19 protein-coding genes and 1 tRNA gene are annotated in these 21,610 nt (G+C 33.4%); 6 read left to right on the top strand and 14 right to left on the bottom strand.

What is annotated here, in order from left to right; all coding sequences use genetic code 11:
• Positions 1–181 precede the first annotated feature (181 nt).
• The 9 genes from DFQ09_RS14810 to mce form a co-directional block, all read right to left on the bottom strand.
• On the bottom strand, positions 182–493 hold the full coding sequence (locus DFQ09_RS14810) for a DUF6730 family protein (protein WP_115811682.1): 312 nt from the start codon (positions 491–493) through the stop codon (positions 182–184).
• A gap of 17 nt (positions 494–510) precedes the next feature.
• Positions 511–1,380, bottom strand: coding sequence for a relaxase/mobilization nuclease domain-containing protein (locus tag DFQ09_RS14805; protein WP_115811680.1), 870 nt, complete (start codon positions 1,378–1,380; stop codon positions 511–513).
• Positions 1,377–1,889, bottom strand: coding sequence for a mobilization protein MbpA (gene mbpA, locus DFQ09_RS19095; protein ID WP_245940367.1), 513 nt, complete (start codon positions 1,887–1,889; stop codon positions 1,377–1,379). The genes DFQ09_RS14805 and mbpA overlap by 4 nt, the downstream gene beginning before the upstream one ends.
• Positions 1,867–2,727, bottom strand: coding sequence for a toprim domain-containing protein (locus DFQ09_RS14795; protein WP_115811678.1), 861 nt, complete (start codon positions 2,725–2,727; stop codon positions 1,867–1,869). Before DFQ09_RS14795 ends, mbpA begins: the two co-directional genes overlap by 23 nt.
• A gap of 351 nt (positions 2,728–3,078) precedes the next feature.
• Positions 3,079–4,275, bottom strand: coding sequence for a primase-helicase family protein (locus DFQ09_RS14790; RefSeq protein ID WP_115811676.1), 1,197 nt, complete (start codon positions 4,273–4,275; stop codon positions 3,079–3,081).
• The gene (locus tag DFQ09_RS14785; protein ID WP_115811674.1) at positions 4,272–4,571 is read right to left on the bottom strand and encodes a helix-turn-helix transcriptional regulator; all 300 of its coding nucleotides are present in this window, start codon (positions 4,569–4,571) and stop codon (positions 4,272–4,274) included. The genes DFQ09_RS14790 and DFQ09_RS14785 overlap by 4 nt, the downstream gene beginning before the upstream one ends.
• A gap of 156 nt (positions 4,572–4,727) precedes the next feature.
• The gene (locus DFQ09_RS14780; protein WP_115811672.1) at positions 4,728–5,408 is read right to left on the bottom strand and encodes a hypothetical protein; all 681 of its coding nucleotides are present in this window, start codon (positions 5,406–5,408) and stop codon (positions 4,728–4,730) included.
• Positions 5,409–5,524: 116 nt separating this feature from the next.
• Positions 5,525–5,598: transfer RNA gene (locus DFQ09_RS14775), tRNA-Ile, on the bottom strand.
• Between the two features lie 89 nt (positions 5,599–5,687).
• Positions 5,688–6,092, bottom strand: coding sequence for a methylmalonyl-CoA epimerase (gene mce / locus DFQ09_RS14770; protein WP_115811670.1), 405 nt, complete (start codon positions 6,090–6,092; stop codon positions 5,688–5,690).
• 138 nt (positions 6,093–6,230) lie between these two features.
• Between mce and rbfA the strand changes: the two genes are divergently transcribed.
• Positions 6,231–6,629, top strand: coding sequence for a 30S ribosome-binding factor RbfA (gene rbfA, locus DFQ09_RS14765; protein WP_020897400.1), 399 nt, complete (start codon positions 6,231–6,233; stop codon positions 6,627–6,629).
• Complete coding sequence (locus DFQ09_RS14760) at positions 6,630–7,832, top strand: ABC transporter permease (protein WP_115811668.1); 1,203 nt, start codon at positions 6,630–6,632, stop codon at positions 7,830–7,832.
• Between the two features lie 303 nt (positions 7,833–8,135).
• Here DFQ09_RS14760 and dusB read toward each other — a convergent pair whose 3' ends face one another.
• Positions 8,136–9,128: a tRNA dihydrouridine synthase DusB gene (dusB, locus tag DFQ09_RS14755; RefSeq protein WP_020897397.1), complete on the bottom strand. Its 993-nt coding sequence runs from the start codon at positions 9,126–9,128 to the stop codon at positions 8,136–8,138.
• A 108-nt stretch (positions 9,129–9,236) separates the two neighbouring features.
• Entirely contained in the window at positions 9,237–10,481 is a 1,245-nt protein-coding gene (locus tag DFQ09_RS14750) for a M28 family peptidase (RefSeq protein ID WP_115811667.1), read from the bottom strand.
• Between the two features lie 152 nt (positions 10,482–10,633).
• Here DFQ09_RS14750 and DFQ09_RS14745 point away from each other — a divergent pair, with 152 nt between their 5' ends.
• Positions 10,634–11,737 (top strand): TolB family protein, encoded by a 1,104-nt coding sequence (locus DFQ09_RS14745; protein WP_115811665.1) that lies wholly within the window; start codon positions 10,634–10,636, stop codon positions 11,735–11,737.
• Here DFQ09_RS14745 and DFQ09_RS14740 read toward each other — a convergent pair.
• Positions 11,734–14,109: a TonB-dependent receptor domain-containing protein gene (locus DFQ09_RS14740; RefSeq protein ID WP_245940366.1), complete on the bottom strand. Its 2,376-nt coding sequence runs from the start codon at positions 14,107–14,109 to the stop codon at positions 11,734–11,736. The genes DFQ09_RS14745 and DFQ09_RS14740 overlap by 4 nt on opposite strands.
• 192 nt (positions 14,110–14,301) lie before the next feature.
• On the opposite strand from DFQ09_RS14740, the gene lepA reads away from it, so the two are divergent.
• Complete coding sequence (gene lepA / locus DFQ09_RS14735) at positions 14,302–16,098, top strand: translation elongation factor 4 (protein ID WP_115811661.1); 1,797 nt, start codon at positions 14,302–14,304, stop codon at positions 16,096–16,098.
• A gap of 388 nt (positions 16,099–16,486) precedes the next feature.
• On the opposite strand, the gene DFQ09_RS14725 is transcribed toward lepA, so the two are convergent.
• Both DFQ09_RS14725 and DFQ09_RS14720 read right to left on the bottom strand, forming a co-directional pair.
• Positions 16,487–18,334 carry a cation:proton antiporter gene (locus DFQ09_RS14725; protein ID WP_115811659.1) on the bottom strand — a complete coding sequence of 616 codons (1,848 nt, stop codon included), beginning with the start codon at positions 18,332–18,334 and terminating at the stop codon, positions 16,487–16,489.
• An 84-nt stretch (positions 18,335–18,418) separates the two neighbouring features.
• On the bottom strand, positions 18,419–18,778 hold the full coding sequence (locus DFQ09_RS14720; RefSeq protein WP_218845050.1) for a DUF202 domain-containing protein: 360 nt from the start codon (positions 18,776–18,778) through the stop codon (positions 18,419–18,421).
• 158 nt (positions 18,779–18,936) lie between these two features.
• Between DFQ09_RS14720 and DFQ09_RS14715 the strand changes: the two genes are divergently transcribed.
• Together DFQ09_RS14715 and DFQ09_RS14710 are read left to right on the top strand one after the other, a co-directional pair.
• Complete coding sequence (locus DFQ09_RS14715) at positions 18,937–19,797, top strand: MBL fold metallo-hydrolase (RefSeq protein ID WP_115811657.1); 861 nt, start codon at positions 18,937–18,939, stop codon at positions 19,795–19,797.
• 109 nt (positions 19,798–19,906) lie between these two features.
• Positions 19,907–21,508, top strand: a complete 1,602-nt coding sequence (locus DFQ09_RS14710) for a S8 family peptidase (RefSeq protein WP_115811655.1) — start codon at positions 19,907–19,909, stop codon at positions 21,506–21,508.
• Positions 21,509–21,610: the final 102 nt, after the last annotated feature.

Raw genomic sequence — 21,610 nt, 5'->3', positions numbered from 1 at the left:
TGTATAATGGCCAGTCATGTCAATAACTCTAATGGAACTGAAGATGATGGATTGGATATTCGTAAGACCTTACAATTAGCCAATAAATTACTCCCCTTTGATGAAGGTGAGTTTTTAGATAATGTGAATATTTTATTGAAGCATAAAGACTCAATAAGATAACCTATATTAATGTGAATTACTACATAAACAGATATAAAACTAGTACTACATTGCCTATAACACTAACAACGAACATCACCACAGCCCAGTTCGGATAAATTTTAGCCTGCATAATCGTATTCTCAAAACGGTTTTCAAAGCTTTTTATAGATTTTAAGCAAGATGTCATTTGCTGCTTATGGATTTCAATAGTAGTTTTATAGTCTGCTAAATCCATTTTGATTTTGGTTGCTTTCAATTGATCCTTTATTTTTTCTAACTGCTCTACACCATTTCTAAAATCGTTAATCTCATTAACCATTAGTGTCATTTGTTCTTCTAGTTTTTTCATGATTCTATCTTTTTAATTTAATATGAAGTGCCTATTTGTATCGCCTTCTTAATTACTTTTTTCAATATGAATTTGGACAATTTTAAAGCGATGTTTGGCGTGAGATCAACCATTTCACCTGCTATTTTAACACCTGCCGTTGTACCCTTTAAGATTTGCGCACCTTCAATGCCTGCTATTTGTTTCCCTACATTACCTATAGACATGTTTCGGTGCACTTCACTGCCCTTTAGATTATGCCCTTGAAATTCAAACCGAAACCCTTGTAATTTGTTTTGATTGTTTATCGTTGGAATGACTTTAACCTTATTGGTCTCCATTGCCTTTATATAGTCATCAAAAGATTTCGGTTTAAACTGTCTCATGGTTAGATCATGTCTGCGTTTGATTTCAGTTCGTATTTCTCTTAGGTTGAATTCCTTTTCAAATTGCACTTGTTTTACAGTAGTTAAGCCCATATATTCAGCTACTTTTTCTGCCGCTAATTGACTTCGCTTTCCTATAAAACTGTCATTATAAGCTACACCTTTGAAATCAATGCGATTGACATACAAATGAATGTGCTTGTGATCTTTATCTTGATGAACAAAAGCTATAGCCTGTCGTTCTCCAAGCTTCATTTCGTTGATAAACTGTTTTGTGATGTTATATAATTTCGATTTATCCAATTTTTTGCCATCGTCTATGGTCGGGCTTATTACAAATGATAACGTGTTTTTTGAGCAATGATAATTTTGGTTCTGGAGCATTTTAAATTCTTGAGTGATTTCAGCTGGTGAATCTCCATGAAGAAACTCTTTCAATACAATTTCTGCATCCTTTTCTTGATTCCAACCATAAGACATCGATGCTTTGGTATGTGATATACTTTTACCCTTTCCTATCATTGTTGAATTTTTTTAAGATGAGCCTTTATTTCATTCGCCAAATCATAGACCGCTTCTGTCAACTTGGGATTTCGTTTTCTGTACATATTTCCAATGGCCTTAAAATTGTTATGATACTTAATGAGCATTTTATAGATTGCAATATGCTCTTCCTTAAAACGTTCTTTGATTTCCTTTTCAAATACAGCACGTCGGATATACTCACTCAGGCTCAATCCTGCTGCTGCTGCTTTAATACTTAAAAGCTTCTTCTCATATACAGAACATCTAAATTTAACGAGGGCTTTTTTCGCCGTAAACACTCCTTTTTTTTCTTTGCGACCATCGGGAGCAAACAAGAATGTGTCCACAGACACACATCTTGAATTCCTACCCAGAACAATTTCCCTACCGGTTGCATCCATTTTTAAATCCAAATCCAAAGTATCAGAATGTTTTAGTAATTCAGTAGGAATCTTTAGATCCTGCTTCTGTTCATCAACTGAACTAATGATTTCTTCTTTTCTCATGGCACAAAAATTCGTTTAAGTCTTTATGGTTTTTATAGAAGTCACTTTTGTCCTTAACATGACTGTATTTTGTCGTTAAATATTGAGCCGCATTTTGTCCAGCTGAATCACAATCTAAGTAGAGATGAACAGCTTGATAATTCAAAATTCTCGTCTCTATTTGTTTTATAAATGAAATGGAATTTAAAATCAACACATCAGAGTCTTTTAATAGTGTTTCATTTAAAACCGCCAAGGATAATAAATCGAACATCCCTTCCAACATGATTAATTGACATTTATTTCTTTGAAGATATGTATAGAATTTTGGGCTGCAACTATTTTTAAAAATCTTGTTACGCAATTCCCAACCATCCTTATTGTTCCTTAAACCAATGGCAAAAAACTTGGAGTTATTAAACGTGTACCAAACTTCTTTACAATAGAATTTGGCAATTCCCAATGGAACACCTCTACTATTTAAATATTGGATCAAAGCAGGATGTGTTATCTTCTTTACGCTTGTGACTACAATACATGACACTTCTTCATTTGAAATTTCGTCTAATAAGAGTGATTTAGTCGCTATATTTTCACTCAAGAATTCCAAAGCTTCTTTAATTGAACACTTTAAAATTCTGCAAACTAAGTCTATTACGTTTCCGCCTACACCCTCGCCGTGGTCATACCATCGGTTCCTTGTTTTAGAAACTTTAAAAGAGGCTTGGGTTTCTGACCTGAAAGGACTTAGAAACCAAGCTTCTTTTTCCGCTGTCTTTTCTGGAAAGTGCCCGAGTTTTGCCAGCGCTTTTTCGATGGAAAAAGTTCGGGCTCTTTCACAGTTTATTTTTCTTTTCATAAGCCAATATGTTTCAAGATATTTTATTTGATATGATAACAACACCCTCAAGACACATTCTTATTAGGTCTACGTATTATCTTTTTAACCTCATTTCATCATTCGTGTATTTTTATAGCAATCCGTCATCATTATTTTTTTGATGATAAAATGATGACATTTTGATGACAACCTTAGCCCTTGTTTTTACTAGATTTAGCACTATCTGTCATCGTTTCATCAAAAAAAGTCTAATATGGTAATGTGTTTTTCTTTTCATCTGCCTTTTTTACGAGATCTAATCATAACCTCTTGTATTACCTGTAAATAATAGATTTCCACATCATCATTTTATCATCATTTCATCGTATTCTAAGCTTCACAGAAATACTCCGTTAGAAAATCCTTATTTATAGAATAGTATCTCCCCTTGGCATCTATCCGCCCTAACCCTCCGTCTTGCCAAATCATTAATTTACTATAAGCCATCGAGTTATCTTGATTCACTAGTTTCCATTCCCTTTTAAGAATATGTCTCAATTGAGTAAGATCCGTTTTGATACGTGTGCGGCTCAATAGCTGAAGGGCATCTAGTGGACATAAACATATTTCTTCTATCTCCAAAGTCTCCATGGCACTAAGAAGAATACTAGCAAGCTCTTTCTCTACACGATTTCTGTTGTTCTGCATTAAGTTTTCCAAAGCTTTGGTCTTAATTTGCGAAGGAGAGAACCACATTCTAGTTTTATTTACACTAATCAATTTACGATGTTGTAAATGGTAAAGAAATGCAGCAATTTCTGATTCCAAGTATTCAAGAAACCGTGTTTCCTCTTTTTTTATGGAAGGTATTCTCAATACCCAAAAACGGGTTTCATTGTTGTCTATCTTAATAAAGTTATCCTCGTTGTTACTACAAAGAATAAATTTCCCAAAGAATTCTACTTCTCTTTTGTCTTTTCCTTTAGCTTCAATTTTATTAAAATTGGTTGTGCTCAAGTACTTAATCCGCTCTGTCAATTCTTCTTTATTAAAAAGCACCTCGTCTATACAAATCAAAAGCTTATTGGCCCAATCTGCATTGAATTGGCTACTGAAGCTATCATTGGTCAGATAAGTCAAATTATTGTCAAAAATCATTTTTAGCCATTTTAGAAAGGACGTCTTACCTGTAGAACGCTCCTTGGACACCAAACATAAGATGGGTAGTATCTGGATGGGCTTTTCGAATAACAACTGTAAATAATCCATCCCTATATCCAACTGCTGACCAAAAATATGGTTCAATAGTTTTAAAGTATAAGGAAATTCACCTTCTTCAGGTTTATGTGGCAAGGGAGCATACGTATTGTAGAAACCATGACACTCCCTTTGAAAGTCAATATGACTTGGAAGACAAGTGAACCCATCATATTTTTTTATGGTACCAATAAAACTTCTTCCATGATCTTGTCGAATTGTTTCCAATGTCCATGGTACAATGATTTCATTAAAATGTCCAGCAATAGTTGGCACTTGTACCGATTTATAATAGGACGTTCCCACTCGGATGTATGTTGCGTCATTCATAATCCTGATTTTCTATTTCGTAGCATCTGTTTATTAAACTGCAATTCCAAGAATTCATCAGAAAGATTGGGTTCTCCTAAAAGCCATTCATCAATCTCTGCTTTACTGAAGAATAGTTGACGGATGTGTTTGTTTTTGCCTGTTGGTATGAGTTTTAACTGCGAAAGTTTGTATATTTTACTCTTGGACAAACCTGTGTATTTGACAAGGTCATTGATATTCAATACTTTTTTGCTGTGTGAAAGCAGACCTTTAATATCCTGCAATAACTCCACAACATTTTCTTGCTCATTCATAATCTTTATGTTTAAGAATTAATAATGAGTAAAAGGCCTTTCACTTTAATTGTACAGAACAAACATATGACGTTAAATACAGTAAAAACAATAGAGAAATGCCGATTGCTTTAGGATTGCCCTAAGTTTTCCCTATAAATTGAAAGATTATAAATATTAAGAGATACCCAACGCATTTGAAATGTCCCTTCGCATATCATCATAACTCCCTTCTTCGGTCGCAGAACACCATTTGGAGTAACTCGAAGGAAGCGTATTTTGATTTATTTCTGAGTCTTGAAACGTAAAGCGTTTCGACATAAGGATATTTAATGACTCTTTGGGTTTGGTTTCCATTCTAAAGATCCCTCCACGCACTATCAAATCCAAAAAAGTAAATAAAAAACGAATGTTTCCAGATTGTTTGTTCTTAGGAGTTTCTCTTATTACAATTTTTTGCACTGCGGGGAGCCCATTGATTAACCTCAAAAGATTCTCAACATCATTATTATCAAAACCAAAAAAAACGGTATCGATTCTTGATTGAGACAACTGTAAAAAAGAAAAACCTTGTATATTGTTTTTGAACAATTCTTCAGATTTAAACCAAGTAATCACCATCAACAATGACAAACTAAATAATAATGTAACGAAAATGTAGCTTGCAATAATTTGCATCAAGGAATAAGCTACAGTAGAAATTAAAAAATAAAGCGTTAATGGTATTATGCAAAATAATATTAAAACGACAATAGAAAGTTTGTCAGTGGTTAACAAGCCATATCTTACCCAGAGAAGTTTAAATTCCTTTCTACTATGATATAACCAATTCGCGAATATTTCACCTAATCGTTCCACATTCTAAAGATAAGAATAAATGAAAACAAAAGAAACACCAATTGTTGTACAGATGTTGTACTGGTGCAAAAAAAAGAAAACCTCTCGATTTCTCGAAAGGCTTGTCTTTATTGCAGTGGTCCCACTTGGGCTCGAACCAAGGACCACCTGATTATGAGTCAGGTGCTCTAACCAACTGAGCTATGGGACCCATTAACATTGCTGCTAATTTTACTCTTATTTAAAAGAGAGTGCAATATTACTACATATTTTAAAACTCTACAAGAAAAATAAATCGTTTTAATCCTTTATCTCTTGACAAAGCTCAATTAAAACCCCATTAGTGGATTTTGGATGTAAAAAAGCAATTAATTTGTTATCGGCACCTTTTTTTGGTTGTTTATGAATCATCGTAAAACCTTCTTTTGTTAAGCGCTCTATTTCTTGTTCAATATCATCAACCGCAAAAGCAATATGGTGCATGCCTTCTCCTTTTTTCTCAATGAATTTTGCAATCGGACTATCCTCATTAGTAGCCTGAACCAATTCAATTTTATTAGGACCACATTTAAAAAATGAAGTTTTTACTCCTTCACTTTCAACATCTTCAATCTTATAATGGTCTTCGCCAAATAAGGCTTTAAAAAGTGAATTCGATTTTTCAATGTCCTTAACAGCGATTCCTATATGTTCTATTTTTTTCATCCTTTATGCCTGCGAAAGCAGGTATCTCTTTATTTAATTCTTAAAATTATCATTAGTAATAATCATTTTCTACACTCAAAAATAAGATAATCCTTAAATAACCTCTACTTTTGCAGACGATTAGTTATAATAATCATCATGGAAGAATTTACACAAAGACAGAAAAAAATAGGAGGTATCCTCCAACAAGATTTAGCAGAGGTTTTACAAAAAGCAGCTACCGATGGTGGTTTGCGAGGTGTTATTATCTCAGTAAGCAAAGTAAATGTAACTACAGATCTCTCTGTGGCAAAGGTTTACTTAAGTATTTTCCCTAATAAAGAAGCAAAACCTTTACTCGAAGGGATTACATCGAATAAGCCTCTTATTAGGCACGAGTTGGCGCAACGTACACGTCACCAACTTAGACGTATGCCACAATTAGAATTTTTTATCGATGACTCTTTAGAATATATTGATGGTATTGAGCGTTCTTTAAAAGGCGAAGACAATCCATTAGAGAATCCAGACTTATTAGGCAAGCGTAAAAAATCTTAAGTGAATTTTCCTTTATATATAGCAAAACGTTATCTGTTTTCTAAAAGCAGTAATAATGCTATTAATATAATGACCTTAATTGCTTCTGGTGGCGTCATTATTGCTTCAGCAGCACTTTTTATTGTGTTATCTGTATTTGCGGGTTTAAAGGATTATAGTCTTAATTTTTCCACTTTTGTAGATCCTGATTTGAAATTAATACCTTCTGAAGGTAAATCGTTTCAATGGTCCGAAAATGATCATACGTCCCTTTTAAAAATTGAAGGTATTGCAGCCTCTTCCGAAATTATTGAAGAACGCATTTTTATTAAATCTGAAAATAAAAATCTTATCGCCACCCTAAAAGGTGTAGATAAAAATTACCAAAATGTTACGAGTATTGACTCAATGGTAACCAAAGGAAATTGGATTACTCCTAATAGTAATGAAGTTGTTTCTGGTTGGGGAATTTCTAATAATCTCTCTTTTGGTGTTCTCGATTATTTAAAGCCACTATCCTTTTATGTTCCCAAGGTTGGAAAAGGTCAAGCCACTTCTATTCAGGGCTATTATAATTCAGTCTATGTGAATAATGTTGGTCTATTTGATATCAACGAGCAGTACAATAATAATTATGTTTTTTCGGATATTGAACTGGCTAAACAATTACTTAATTATAAAGAGAACCAGCGCAGTGCTATTGAGATTAAATTGAATTCTGATGCTAATGAAGATCTTATTAGGTCTCAAATTGAAACTGCCTTCGGAGATAAATTCAACATAAAAAACAGGGCTGAATTAAATGATGCGTTATTCAAAATGTTGAATACCGAAAACCTTGCCATCTACCTCATCTTTACTTTAGTCATTATCATTGCATTATTCAATGTTATAGGTGCGATTATAATGATGATTCTAGATAAGAAGAAATCACTCAATACCTTATATTACTTAGGAACGGAAACCAAAACTATTAAATCTATTTTCTTTTTACAGGGTAGTTTAATGACGGTGGTGAGTGGACTTATTGGAGTTACTCTTGGATTACTAATTGTATTTACACAACAGTCTTTTGAGTTTGTAATGCTAACTCCAGATTTAGCGTATCCTGTTCGTATTAATTTTTTTAATGTCCTTATTGTTTTAATAACCATTTTTGGACTAGGAATTGTGGCTTCTAAAATTGCCTCTCAGCGAATTACTCCTAGCTTGATAAATAGCTAAATTAGTTTAGGATTTACAATTACCTATTCATCTTAATTTGCGCCTTTGTGACTTAACAATTATTACACAGAGTTACGCGGAGATTGCACAGAGATTCACAGAGAAAAATAAATGCTATTCTTTCAATAAATTTTACTAAAAAAATCTATCCAGATTTGCGCCTTTGTGACTTCGCGAGAATCATGACTACACTGAGCTTCGCAGAGTTGACACAGAGATCCGCAAAGAAAAAAAGATAGTAGATAATAACTAGAGTTTACTTTTTTTGGAATTTAGTTTTTGTGGCTTGGTGCTTAAGCTTTGCTAAACAAACTGATAATCAGAAAACACATCCAATACCTCATCAAAAGCTGCAAATACATCTTTAGAATCATCACTAGTCACCATTTTCATTCGGTATTCTTTAAAATGTGGAATGCCTCTAAAATAGTTCGTGTAATGTCTTCGGGTTTCAAAAACACCTAAGGTCTCCCCTTTCCAATCAATAGCCATTTGAAGATGACGTCTGGCCGCATCCACACGCTCTGCTAATGAAATAGGTCCTAAATGTTCACCTGTTTCAAAAAAGTGTTTCACTTGTTTAAAAAACCATGGATTTCCTATAGACGCTCTACCAATCATAGCTCCGTCTAAACCATAAGAATCGCGCATTAACATCGCTTTTTCAGGCGTATCGATGTCTCCATTTCCAAACACAGGAATATGCATACGTGGATTATTCTTTACCTCTGCTATCGGTTTCCAATCAGCATCACCTTTATACATTTGTGCTCTGGTTCTACCATGTATAGATATCGCCTTACAACCTACATCTTGTAAACGTTCTGCAACCTCAACAATTTTAATAGAATCGTGATCCCAACCAAGTCTGGTTTTCACAGTTACAGGTAAATTAGTGCGCTTTACCATTTCGGCAGTCAATTGCTCCATTAAACAGATATCCTTCAAAATACCTGCTCCTGCACCTTTTGAGACTACTTTTTTAACCGGACAACCAAAATTGATATCAATAATATCTGGATTCGATTTTTCGACGATATCAATAGTTTGCAACATGCTTTCCATATTGGCACCAAAAATCTGGATACCAACTGGCCGTTCTTTTTCGTAGATATCTAATTTCATAACGCTTTTTGCTGCATTACGAATTAAACCTTCACTAGATACAAACTCTGTATAAACGACATCTGCTCCTTGCTCCTTGCACAATGCACGGAATGGAGGATCGCTTACATCTTCCATAGGTGCTAAAAGCAATGGAAAGTCTGGTAATTCTATGTCGCCTATTTTAACCAAGAGTATATATTTTGATGCAAAATTAATGCTTTTTATCAAAAGACCTCACAAGTTTTAAAACTTGCAAGGTCTATCTATATATTAATTATGATGTTCTTAGCTTTATTTTTAAAACTGAACCTTAGTATCTATTGTTTCCTCTCCACGCTTTACTGTAATACCAGCTTCATCACCATTATCAAAAACAGATAATGCTCGCATATAACTCATCATATCTGTTATAGTGCTGTCTCCTAATTTAAGAACCACATCACCTTTTTGTAAACCAGCAGCAAATGCAGGAGTATCTTCTCGTGTACCATCGATTCGCATGCCTTTTCCATCGTATAAATAATCTGGCACAACGCCTAGTCCGACTTTAAAACGTGGTGTTTCTTCGCTTTCATTCTTTGTTTTACGAAACGCTAATTCTCCATTATCATCTAAATCAGTAATAATATCGAAGATGTAATCTGAAATTAGATTCATGCCGTCATAGTTCAATTTATCAGAATCATCACCTGGTTTGTGGTAATCTTCATGCTGACCTGTAAAGAAATGCAACACCGGAATGTCTATTAAATAAAAAGACGTGTGATCGCTAGGTCCTACTCCACTTTCATTTTCTACAATTTTGAATTTATCATTATTAGACTTCAAAGTTTGTTTAAACATCGGAGACGTTCCTGTACCGTAAACAGCCAAAGTGCTATCGGCTTTCATTCTACCAACCATATCCATATTAATCATATAATTAATAGATTCGGCATCGATAGTTGGATTTTTAGAAAAGTAATTAGAGCCTAATAAGCCCATTTCTTCCCCTGAAAACGCCATGAATAAATAATTATTTGTGTCTTTAATTTCAGCCTGGTCATTTTTTACTTTTAATCGACTAGCCAAATTCAACATTACCGCAACCCCACTTGCATTATCATCTGCTCCATTATGTATGGCTTTTTCTTCACCACGAAATAAAGACCCTTCACCACCATACCCTAAATGGTCGTAATGTGCTCCAATAACAATCGTGGTTTTTGCATTATTATCTATAAAGCCAATAACATTATGTCCTGTAATTGTACTGTCTGCATTGGTTGTAAATTCTACTTCGCTATGCGGATCTGTTTTAGGCTTAAAAGAAAAGGATTGTAAATACCCTTCCGTTCCTTTTGGTTGTACTCCAATAGCTTTAAAACGCTCTATAAGATATTCTGAAGCTAACACTTCTCCTTGTGTTCCGGTTTGGCGACCTTCTAGTTTATCATCAGCTAAATATGCAACATCGTCTTTAATATTATTTTCAGCAACTTTAGGTTCGTTCTTACAAGATACAAATCCCGCTAATGCTAATAAAATTAGTGCTCTTTTCATTTCGAATTCTATTTTTTGATTTATTTGAGAAACTTGTTTTGCCAACTACCACTGAATCATATATCAGCGATATATCGTGGCTTATTTCATCTATAAATCTTACTTTTGCACAAAATTAGGTAATAAAAGCCACTTATTATAATTCTTTAATTATGAACAGAATCGTCTCAATTTTAATTCTACTCGTTACATTTTCGTCTTGTAAAAACGATACTAACACCACCACTGAAGCGACTTCTGGTGCGACTAAAAAATACGATTCTTTAATCTATCCTGAAGAAGTACATTTTAAGTCTTTAAGACAAGTCACTTATGGTGGCGATAATGCGGAAGCGTATTGGAGTTTTGATGATAAGCAATTAGTGTTTCAATCTAATAACACAAAATGGGGAGTTGAGTGTGACCAAATGTTCATAATGGATGCTAACCAAACGTTTACAGATAGTATTGCGCCTCCTATGGTAAGCACAGGAAAAGGTAGAACAACTTGTTCGTATTTTATGCCAGATAATAAGCATATTATTTATGCTTCTACACATCTTGGTGATGAAGCCTGCCCTGAAACCCCACTTAGAAAAAACGGAAAATACATTTGGCCAATCTATGATACCTACGATATTTTTGTAGCCGATTTAGAAGGTAATATTGTAAGCCAATTAACTAACGAAGTGGGTTACGATGCAGAACCAACAGTTTCTCCAATGGGAGATAAGATTGTGTTTACCTCTACACGAAGTGGTGATTTAGAATTATATACCATGAATATTGATGGTAGCGATGTAAAGCAAATAACAAATGAATTAGGTTATGATGGTGGAGCGTTCTTTTCACCAGATGGTACGAAACTAATCTTCCGTTCTTCGCGTCCTAAAACTGAAGAAGAAATTAAAAATTATAAAGATTTATTAGCTGAAGGTTTAGTTGAACCAACAGATATGGAATTGTATATCTGTAATGCTGATGGTTCTGATTTACGTCAGTTAACTGATTTAGGTAATGCGAATTGGAGTCCGTTTTTTCATCCTTCTGGTGAGAAAGTGCTGTTCTCTTCTAATTTTGAATCTGAACGTGGATTTCCTTTCAACTTATACTTAATTGATATTGATGGAAAGAATTTAAAACGTGTTACACATAGTGAAACCTTTGATGCGTTTCCTGTGTTTTCTAATGACGGTAAGTATTTAGTCTTTTCTTCTAATCGAAATAATGGAGGTGGACGTGATACGAACTTGTTTATTGCAGAATGGCAAGATTAGTTTAAATCTTTAAGCCTTTCGCGTTCTTCAGCACTTGTAGTACGTTCATTAGTATTAAGCTTTGTATTACCAAATTTATAACGGAAGCCTAATTTTATATATCTACTATCCAAATTTACAAAACCAGAGCTAGACTGGTTTAAATAACGTGTTGACGTTTCATAGTTTTGTAGATTAAAGAAATCTTCAACAGCTAGAGAAATAACTCCTTTTTTCTTAAAAACAGTTTTTGATAGACTCAACTCTGAGACCAATCGGTCTTCAACGGTTTGAAATTGTTGTAAATTTTTACCAATCCATGTGAATGTCAGACTCGCACTTAAACTTTGATCTTTTAAAAAGGAAAAACTATTGTGTAAAATACTATAATTAGACCATTGATCTTGTGTTACAAAGCCTTCCCCAAAATTAGATTCTTCAGAAATATTATAAAAGGAGGTTACAACATAGAGATTCCAGGTACTGGTTGGATAATAATCAAAAACAAAATCGAATCCATATTCTACTTTTTTATCCAAATTTATTGGTGTAAAAGCGACTTCATTGGTTTGATTATTTTGGCGAGGTAATTCTACAATATCACCATCATAATTCATATAATACGCTTCCACAGTAAAGTGCTCTAAAAAATTACTTCCTATTTTATAATGATCTCTATACGTCGGCACTAAATTAGGATTACCCAACACAACGGTGTTCTCGTTTAAGAAAAATGTAAATGGATTTAAGTCCGTATAACTCGGCCTTGTTATACTGCGTTTATATGTTGCATATAAGTTCGCCTCTTTTAAAAGCTGATGTGATAAACTGGCATTAGGAAACCAGCCAAAATAATCTTGAGTATTTGTTTCTATTAAGGATAACGATTCTCCTTCAATATTACTTTGTTCAACTCTAAGACCAAGATTTAATTCCCATTTGTCCCAAGATTTAGCATAGTTAGAATACGCAGCAAAGACCTTTTCATCATATTTAAACGCATCTGTATTATTAACGTCTAAGACTTGTGAGTTTCCTACAACATCTAATTTTGTAATGTCACTATCAGTATTGACATTAGAATATTTTACTCCTGTACCAAAACTAGAAGTCTCATTAATTGGTAAACTGTAATCAATTTTACCAGTTATAATATTTGTTTTCTGATTAGAAATTGAATTAAACTCAGAGTCTCCACTAAATAGATTATTCTCATCATAATTATTAGTGAATACATTTTGGTCGCGACTATAATCGTAAATGGTATAATGTGCATTAAATGTTAAGTTGGCGCTATTTTCAAAATCGCGTCTAAAAATTAAATCGGTACCAATATTGTACTTGTTATCTCTAGATAAATTATCTGCTGTAAACCGCTCTTGAAAAACTAAATTTTCATCCGTAATAGTCGTGTTATTTTTTATTTGATACTTATAATAAGGAGTGTATAAACCTGTGCTTGTTAAACTCAACGTATTTTTATCATCAATATAATAATCAAAATTAAGATTAAGATTATGTGTTTCGGACCAGGTATTTCTATTGATATTAGATTTCCAGATTTCCTCAATGTTTCTTGAGTCATCTAAAAAATTCACGGTATCGTCTTGGTCTCTATTGATTTTATTCTTAGTATAACTGTAATTAAGATTAAGGTTGAATTTATTGTTTTTAAAATAATGACTCGTTCCTCCGTTATATCTAGGAAAAACACCTTGTGTATAATTTGTAAATACACTACCTCTATAACCTGTTACTATATTTCTACTCATTATAATATTAATCACAGCACCAGAATCTGCATCATAGCTTGCAGGCGGATTTGTTATCACCTCAACGGATTTAATACTATTTGCTGGTGCGCTTTCCAATAGCGCAATGAGTTCATCGGAAGTTAATTGTACACGTCTATTATTAATATAAACGATTGCTGGTGTACTTTTAATATTAATAGTGCCTTCTGAAACTATAATGCCCGGTGTATTTTTTAAGACACTAAGTGTAGAACCTTCTATTAATGCTGTATTCTCTACATTAAAAATTAAGCGATCTGGCTTACGTGTTATAGTTGGTTTTTTAGCTATAACAGTGACTTCATTTAAATTTTCGGGAATATCGTTTAGTTGAATGGTTTTTAAATCTAAATCTCCTGTTAGGACGATTTTTTGTTGAAACTCTTCAAAACCCAAATAGCTTATTTTGAGGTAAAATGTTGTTTCTGATAAATTAATTAAACTAAAAAATCCATTATCGTCAGTTGAAGTACCTTTTAGATAATCACCATCAACCTCTGTTAAAATAACAACATTCGCAAATTCAATTGGACTACTATTAGCGTCGACAATGCGACCGGTAATAGAATAATCTTGAGCAAGTACCACAGTAGAAAGCATACAAATGCCTACACAAAAAAAAAGGCGCAAACGGATAATCATAAAATAGGTTTGACTGCAAGATATAAATTGTTTTTTACTTACTACTGTGGTTTTACCGTAATTAGCACTCTTTTTATTGTTGAATTTGATACGTTAATGCACAAGAAATCGATTATATTTGCCAATTACTTATTGCCTTAGAAAAGAGACATGAAAAATATTCGTAATTTTTGCATTATTGCACATATTGACCACGGAAAAAGCACTTTAGCAGACCGTTTATTAGACGCTACAGGTTCTGTAACTGCTCGCGAACAGCAAGCCCAACTTTTAGATAGTATGGACTTGGAACGTGAGCGTGGTATTACTATTAAGTCCCACGCTATTCAAATGGATTATATGTATGAAGGCGAAAAATATGTACTTAATCTTATCGATACCCCTGGTCACGTAGATTTTTCTTATGAAGTATCACGATCTATTGCTGCTTGTGAAGGAGCCTTATTAATTGTTGATGCCGCACAGAGTATTCAGGCACAAACGATTTCTAATTTATACTTAGCATTAGAGAATGATTTAGAGATTATTCCTGTGTTAAACAAAGTGGATTTACCAAGTGCAAATCCAGAAGAAGTTACGGACGATATTGTTGATCTTTTAGGTTGTGATCCTGAAGATGTCATTCATGCTAGTGGAAAAACAGGATTTGGTGTTGAGAATATTTTAAAAGCAATTATCGAACGCATTCCGGCTCCAAAAGGTGATGTAAATGCGCCTTTACAAGCTTTGATTTTCGATTCTGTTTATAATACATTTAGAGGTATTGAAACCTATTTTAGAGTTTTCGATGGTGAAATTAAAAAAGGACAAAAAATAAAATTCGTCGCAACAGGAAAAGAGTATTTCGCTGATGAAGTTGGAACGTTAAAATTAACTCAAGTTGCCAAACAAAGTGTAAAAGCTGGTGATGTTGGGTATTTAATTACAGGAATTAAAACTGCCAAAGAAGTAAAAGTTGGTGATACCATTACAGATTTTGCTAAGCCTACAACCAATATTGTTGCCGGTTTTGAAGATGTAAAACCAATGGTATTTGCTGGTATTTATCCTGTGGATACAGAAGATTACGAAGAACTACGTAATTCTATGGAAAAGTTGCAACTAAACGACGCGTCTTTAGTGTTTATGCCAGAAAGTTCTGCTGCTTTAGGTTTTGGATTCCGTTGTGGATTTTTAGGTATGTTACATATGGAAATCATACAAGAACGTTTAGAGCGTGAGTTTGATATGACCGTGATTACTACCGTACCTAACGTGTCTTATCATGCGTACACAAACAAAAATCCTGATGAGGCTTTTATTGTTAATAATCCAAGTGACTTACCAGAGCCTACCACTGTAAATCGTGTTGAAGAGCCTTTTATAAAAGCTACCATTATTACAAAATCAGATTTTGTAGGTAACGTAATGAGCCTGTGTATTGAAAAACGTGGGATGATTATCAACCAAACGTATCTAACAACAGAACGTGTAGAGTTAATTTTTGAAATGCCATTAGCCGAAATTGTTTTCGATTTTTACGATCGTTTAAAAACAGTTTCTAAAGGTTATGCCTCTTTCGATTATCATCCAATAGGAATGAGAGTCTCTAAATTAGTACGATTAGATGTGTTATTAAATGCACAGCCTGTAGATGCACTTTCTGCTTTAATCCATGCAGATAATGCACAAAACATTGGTAAAAAAATGTGTGAAAAGTTGAGGGAGTTAATTCCAAGACAACAATTTGATATTCCTATTCAAGCTGCTATTGGTGCCAAAATTATTTCTAGAGAAACAGTGAAAGCACTTCGTAAGGATGTAACAGCAAAATGTTATGGTGGAGATATTTCTCGTAAACGTAAGTTATTAGAAAAGCAGAAAAAAGGTAAAAAACGTATGAGACAAGTCGGTAATGTTGAAATACCTCAAGAAGCATTTATGGCTGTTTTGAAGTTAAATGACTAACCAATTCCTTTGAAAAAAGGAATCTTAAACTTTTGAAAACGGTGCTGAGTTAAGGCAAAAAAACATTTTTATTTTATCGTATTTAGGCCTCTATATTGTATAAGATTTAATTCCATAGTTCATTTAAAACAATAGCTTTTAAGAATTTTATACCATAATCTAAGGTTCGCCTGATGGAGATTCCTGCCTTCGCAGGAATTTATGAGACAAGTCGGTAATGTAGAAATACCTCAAGAAGCATTTATGGCTGTTTTAAAGCTAAATGATTAAGCTTCATTTTAAACTTATATAATAAAACTAAAAAGATTCCTACGTAAATAGGAATCTTTTTAGTTTTATAATTACTGCTTTATTTACAATAGTAAAGTAGCGTCTATATTAAAAATAGTTACTCTTCATTAGCCACTTTTTCCACATCAAAAGGTTTACCTAAATATACCAATTTAAAACCTTTTCCTATGGCTTCTATTTTCGTCTGATGTACTGAAATAATATGGAGTTCTCCTTCTTCATCTTTTATAAAAAGAGGAATAGTATACTTATCCTTACTCGCCATTTCTATTAGACTTTCGTAATGCGCTGCATCATCTATGTCTATTTCTTGTATTGCAGGATATTTTCGCGTTACCTCCATTAAATTAATATAGTCATCTGTCGGAGAGAATAAACCTTCTACTGGGCTTTTTTCTGGAAAGTTCATTTCATCTGAAGTCACTAATCGATACGAACCATTTTCTCCAAATTCTTTGCTGAATTTTTCAATTACATAAGCATTGATATCTGAGTTTCCTGTCATTGCCATAATATAACCCACATCGTTTAATTCAATATTATCTGAAAGTGTATCAGCATATATATTAGAATTTAAAGCTTCTAAACCTAATTCGTGTGCCTTATCTATATTATTTTGATTGCTGTCTATTAAAACGACATGTCTTCCGTTATTTACTAAGTAATGCCCTAATAATCGTGGTAATTTTGAAGCTCCAATAATTAAAATTCCATTAGATTTTGTTAAAAACACACCAACTAGTCTTGCAAATAAACGCGCCGTGGTGGCGTTTAATAAAACGGTTCCTAATACAATCATAAACACCAAAGGTGTAATGTATTCTGCTCCTTCTACTCCTTGTCGCATTAATTTACTTCCAAAAAGTGAGGCAATACCAGCTGCAACAATACCACGAGGGCCAACCCAACTTATAAACAGTTTTTCGTTAAGATTTAGTTTGGATCCCTGAGTACTTACAAATACAGCTAATGGTCTTATGACAAAAACAACAATAGCAAAAAGTATAGCAGTATCCCATGTGTAAAGTAAAAGTAAATCTTCAATATCAATATTTGCCGCTAAAAGAATGAATAAAATTGAAATTAATAAGACACTCAACGATTCTTTAAAGTATAGTAGTTCTTTGATGTTGTCTAGTTTACTGTTTCCTAATACCATGCCCATAACCACAACTGCTAATAAACCAGATTCGTGTGCAAATAATTCAGATTCAACAAACACTAATAATACGGTTGAGAGCGATACGACATTTAATAAATAATGTGGAATCAACTTTTTATTAATCGCAAAAGCTAAAGCGTGGGCAAACGTGAAACCAAATGTGGTACCAAATAATACAATTTTACCAAATTCCATTAAAGCTGTTTTAGTAAAACCACTGTCACCTCCAACACTTATAAATTCAAATACCAAAACGGCAACTAAAGCGCCTATAGGATCAATAAGAATACCTTCCCATTTTAAAACGGTTGAGACATCTTTTTTAAGTGGAATGTTTCTTAAAATAGGCGTTATTACAGTTGGTCCTGTAACAATGATAAGTCCTGCAAATAGAAACGATAAATCCCAACTTAAGTTAAATGTATAACGTGCTACAATACCAGCACCAAAGAATGTAATGGCAGAACCAACGGTAATTAGTTTGGTAATTACTGGGCCTACATTTTTAATTTCGGATCGTTTTAAGGTTAGACCTCCTTCAAATAAAATAATACTTATGGCTAGTGATACAAAGTAATATAAGCTATCTCCAGGAAATAAGCCTTTTGTGCCATTCCAAATCGGCTCTATCCATTTGGTACCATCTTCACTTAAAAATTCTGCTGCAATTGGCCCTACTAAAAGTCCGATTAAAATTAAGGGTAAGATTGCTGGTATTTTAAATTTCCAAGCGACCCATTGTGCTAATATTCCAAGAATAATAATTCCGGCTAGTTCTAACATCTATGTTCTTTTTGCGTGAAAATACTAAATTCTATTTTTATAGAAAGCTTCCTTTGAAGTTATAAAAGGGATTCTTAGTTAAAGTTATCCCTTGTTATCCTCTTCTTTTTCTTCAGATTTATAATATACCCGTTTTAAACTCTTCTTTAATAAGGTAAATCTATAAACCCCAATGATAAAAAAGATCACACTAAAGACAATTGCCGTAAATGCTAAGTATTGAAAATTAGCAAAGTCTTTAAGTTGGAATAAAGCAATAGCTCCTAACAACAAATATAACGACGAACGAATGTAAGATAAAAGCGTGCGCTCGTTAGCTAATCGGGTACGCTCTATTGCTAAGTAATCTCTAAGAATAACTTGTTGGTCTGGTTTAAAATCGCGACCAAATCGTAAGAGTTTAATTTTCTTAATTTTTAGTGGTGATTTTGATATGCGTTTCATTGATAATTCATTTTATACATCTAAAAGTAATTATTTTTTAGAATAGATATAAGATTATACAGCTCTTAATTGTTAAATATCCTCTAATTTATATAGACTAACAACAATTAGTTTTAAAGCTTTTAGTAATTTGCATGACTTTATAAAAAAATTTGCAAATGCAATTATATCCTATTCAGTCCGGAAATTTTAAGCTCGATGGAGGAGCCATGTTTGGTGTTGTGCCAAAATCCTTATGGCAGCGTACCAATCCTGCGGATAACAGCAATATGATAGATATTGCAGCGCGTTGTCTATTAATTGAAGATGGTAATCGCCTTACCTTAATTGATACAGGAATGGGTAATAAACAAAGCGATAAATTCTACGGGTACTATTTTCTTTATGGAGATGATAGCATAGATAAATCATTAGCCGCTCACGGATTTCATCGCGATGATATTACGGATGTGTTTATGACGCATCTTCATTTTGATCATTGTGGAGGAAGTATTCAATGGAATAAAGACCGAACAGGTTATGAACCTGCCTTTAAAAATGCACACTTTTGGAGTAATGCCGATCATTGGAAATGGGCAACAGAACCTAACAGACGTGAAGTCGCTTCGTTTTTAAAAGAAAACATTTTGCCAATGCAAGACAGTGGACAATTAAAATTCACTTCAGTTCCTAACAATCCTATTTTAAAGAATTCTGAGTTAGGGTTCGACATATTCTTTGCTAACGGACATACCGATAAGCAAATGATTCCTATGATACAGTATAAAGGAAAAACCATTTGCTTTATGGCAGATTTATTACCAACTGTTGGTCATTTACCGTTGCCTTTTGTAATGGGTTATGATACCAGACCTTTATTAACTCTCGATGAAAAAGAGTTGTTTTTGAATATGGCTGCAGACAACAACTTCTATTTATTTTTAGAACACGATGCGCATAACGAAATTATTACGGTTAAACACACAGAAAAAGGTGTACGACTTAACGAAACATTCACAACAAACGAACTATTTAAATAAAACAACAATAAATAATACACATGAAACATTCATATTTCACTTTTGATCGCCAAGAGAATGATTATATGAATGTACCATGTGACCTTTAAAAAACAATAAACATAGACACATGAAATTTAATTACAGAATAATAGCCTATTTAGGATTTGCAGGAACACTATTTTTAGGATGTGGTAGCACTGGAGAAATTCTTTCTACACCAATCGAAAACATAGATTCTTCACCTTTAAAAGTTACAGAATTAACAGATGTTGAAGCTAAAAATTGGGGACACCTAGACCTTGTCAATGATACCATTCCTGGAATGAGTGTTGATAAAGCTTACACTGAAATTATTAAAAATAAAAAAGGAACTAAGGTTATCGTTGCTGTCATCGATTCTGGTATTGACATTGATCACGAAGATTTAAGAAATGTACTTTGGACTAACGAAGATGAAATACCAAACAATGGAATAGATGATGATAAGAATGGCTACATTGATGATGTACATGGATGGAATTTCTTAGGATATGGTTATGATGAGCAGTTAGAATATGTTCGTTTAATAGCAAGCGGAGATACTTCTAATCCCCGTTATGATGAAGCTGTAGCTTTACAAAAAGAGGAATATGAAACCTATCTTGGTGCTAAAACCAGATATGAGCAAATTTTAAGTGTCTTAAAAAATGCTGATGAAAAATTAACAGCACACTTAGGTAAAAGCGACTATACCATAGAAGAGGTTAATGCTATTAAAACAGAAGATGAAGCTTTAGGCCAAGCCATTCAAATTGCACAAAATATAAATGCAAACGGTGGTACTTTTAAAGACGCTAATGCAGAAATTACTGAGCAATTAGAAAGTTTTAATGAACGTTTAAATTATCATTTTAATGTTGACTTTTCGGGTCGTACTACTGGCGATGATATCAATGATTTATCTGATATAGGTTATGGAAATGGAAACGTTAAGCCTGTTAAAAAATCAGAATCTCACGGAACGCATGTTGCTGGTATTATTGCTGCAGAGCGTAACAATGGAAAAGGAGCAAATGGTGTTGCTAATAACGTAGAAATTATGTCAATTAGAACTGTTCCTAATGGAGATGAATACGATAAAGATGTCGCATTAGCTATTCGTTATGCCGTAGATAATGGTGCAAAAGTAATAAACGGAAGTTTTGGTAAATCGTTTTCTCCACATCCAGTATGGGTAAGAGATGCTATTAAATATGCGTCTGATAATGATGTTGTATTTGTACATGCTGCTGGTAACGACAGTAAAAATGTGGATGAAGGTGCTAATTTCCCAGATGATAATGTTGATTTTGTTGAAATCTCAAACACATACATTAGAGTGGGTTCATTAACCTCAAAATATGGTTCTAAAATTGTCTCTGGTTTTTCTAATTATGGAAAAAAGAATGTGGATGTATTTGCTCCAGGATCTGCTATCTATTCAACATTTCCAGAGAATGATTATAAAAGCATAAGTGGTACATCTATGGCATCACCTGCTGTTGCTGGTGTCGTTGCTTTAGTACGTTCTTACTACCCTAAATTAAGTGCTGCACAAGTGAAGCAAGTTATTGTAGAATCAGGATTACCTTTAACAACAAAAGTTGTTGTTGGTGGTGATGCTTCTAACGTTAAGTCATTTTCAGATTTATCTACATCTGGTAGAATCGTTAATGCTTACAACGCCTTAATTATGGCTTCAAAATTATAATAATCCTTTTTGGATTATATTAAAATAATTGGGTTATTTAGTCAGTACATCTAAATAACCCAATTTCTTATAAAGTCTCTATATTCATTAAAAACATATGTT

This window comes from Winogradskyella pacifica (genome assembly GCF_003386275.1).
GTDB lineage: Bacteria > Bacteroidota > Bacteroidia > Flavobacteriales > Flavobacteriaceae > Winogradskyella > Winogradskyella pacifica.
Note: the sequence above shows the minus strand (reverse complement) of the source record. Positions and strands in the feature narration are given on the sequence as shown.

Excerpts from the sequence above, each read along its gene's own strand:
- DFQ09_RS14740 (WP_245940366.1), bottom strand. The coding sequence starts at position 14,109 with ATGCTTTCTACTGTGGTACTTGCTCAAGATTATTCTATTACCGGTCGC.
- DFQ09_RS14710 (WP_115811655.1), top strand. The coding sequence starts at position 19,907 with ATGAAATTTAATTACAGAATAATAGCCTATTTAGGATTTGCAGGAACA.
- DFQ09_RS14810 (WP_115811682.1), bottom strand. The coding sequence starts at position 493 with ATGAAAAAACTAGAAGAACAAATGACACTAATGGTTAATGAGATTAAC.
- DFQ09_RS14750 (WP_115811667.1), bottom strand. The coding sequence starts at position 10,481 with ATGAAAAGAGCACTAATTTTATTAGCATTAGCGGGATTTGTATCTTGT.
- rbfA (WP_020897400.1), top strand. The coding sequence starts at position 6,231 with ATGGAAGAATTTACACAAAGACAGAAAAAAATAGGAGGTATCCTCCAA.
- DFQ09_RS14745 (WP_115811665.1), top strand. The coding sequence starts at position 10,634 with ATGAACAGAATCGTCTCAATTTTAATTCTACTCGTTACATTTTCGTCT.
- DFQ09_RS14715 (WP_115811657.1), top strand. The coding sequence starts at position 18,937 with ATGCAATTATATCCTATTCAGTCCGGAAATTTTAAGCTCGATGGAGGA.
- lepA (WP_115811661.1), top strand. The coding sequence starts at position 14,302 with ATGAAAAATATTCGTAATTTTTGCATTATTGCACATATTGACCACGGA.
- DFQ09_RS14790 (WP_115811676.1), bottom strand. The coding sequence starts at position 4,275 with ATGAATGACGCAACATACATCCGAGTGGGAACGTCCTATTATAAATCG.
- mbpA (WP_245940367.1), bottom strand. The coding sequence starts at position 1,889 with ATGAGAAAAGAAGAAATCATTAGTTCAGTTGATGAACAGAAGCAGGAT.
- DFQ09_RS14720 (WP_218845050.1), bottom strand. The coding sequence starts at position 18,778 with ATGAAACGCATATCAAAATCACCACTAAAAATTAAGAAAATTAAACTC.
- DFQ09_RS14785 (WP_115811674.1), bottom strand. The coding sequence starts at position 4,571 with ATGAATGAGCAAGAAAATGTTGTGGAGTTATTGCAGGATATTAAAGGT.
- mce (WP_115811670.1), bottom strand. The coding sequence starts at position 6,092 with ATGAAAAAAATAGAACATATAGGAATCGCTGTTAAGGACATTGAAAAA.
- DFQ09_RS14805 (WP_115811680.1), bottom strand. The coding sequence starts at position 1,380 with ATGATAGGAAAGGGTAAAAGTATATCACATACCAAAGCATCGATGTCT.
- DFQ09_RS14795 (WP_115811678.1), bottom strand. The coding sequence starts at position 2,727 with ATGAAAAGAAAAATAAACTGTGAAAGAGCCCGAACTTTTTCCATCGAA.
- DFQ09_RS14725 (WP_115811659.1), bottom strand. The coding sequence starts at position 18,334 with ATGTTAGAACTAGCCGGAATTATTATTCTTGGAATATTAGCACAATGG.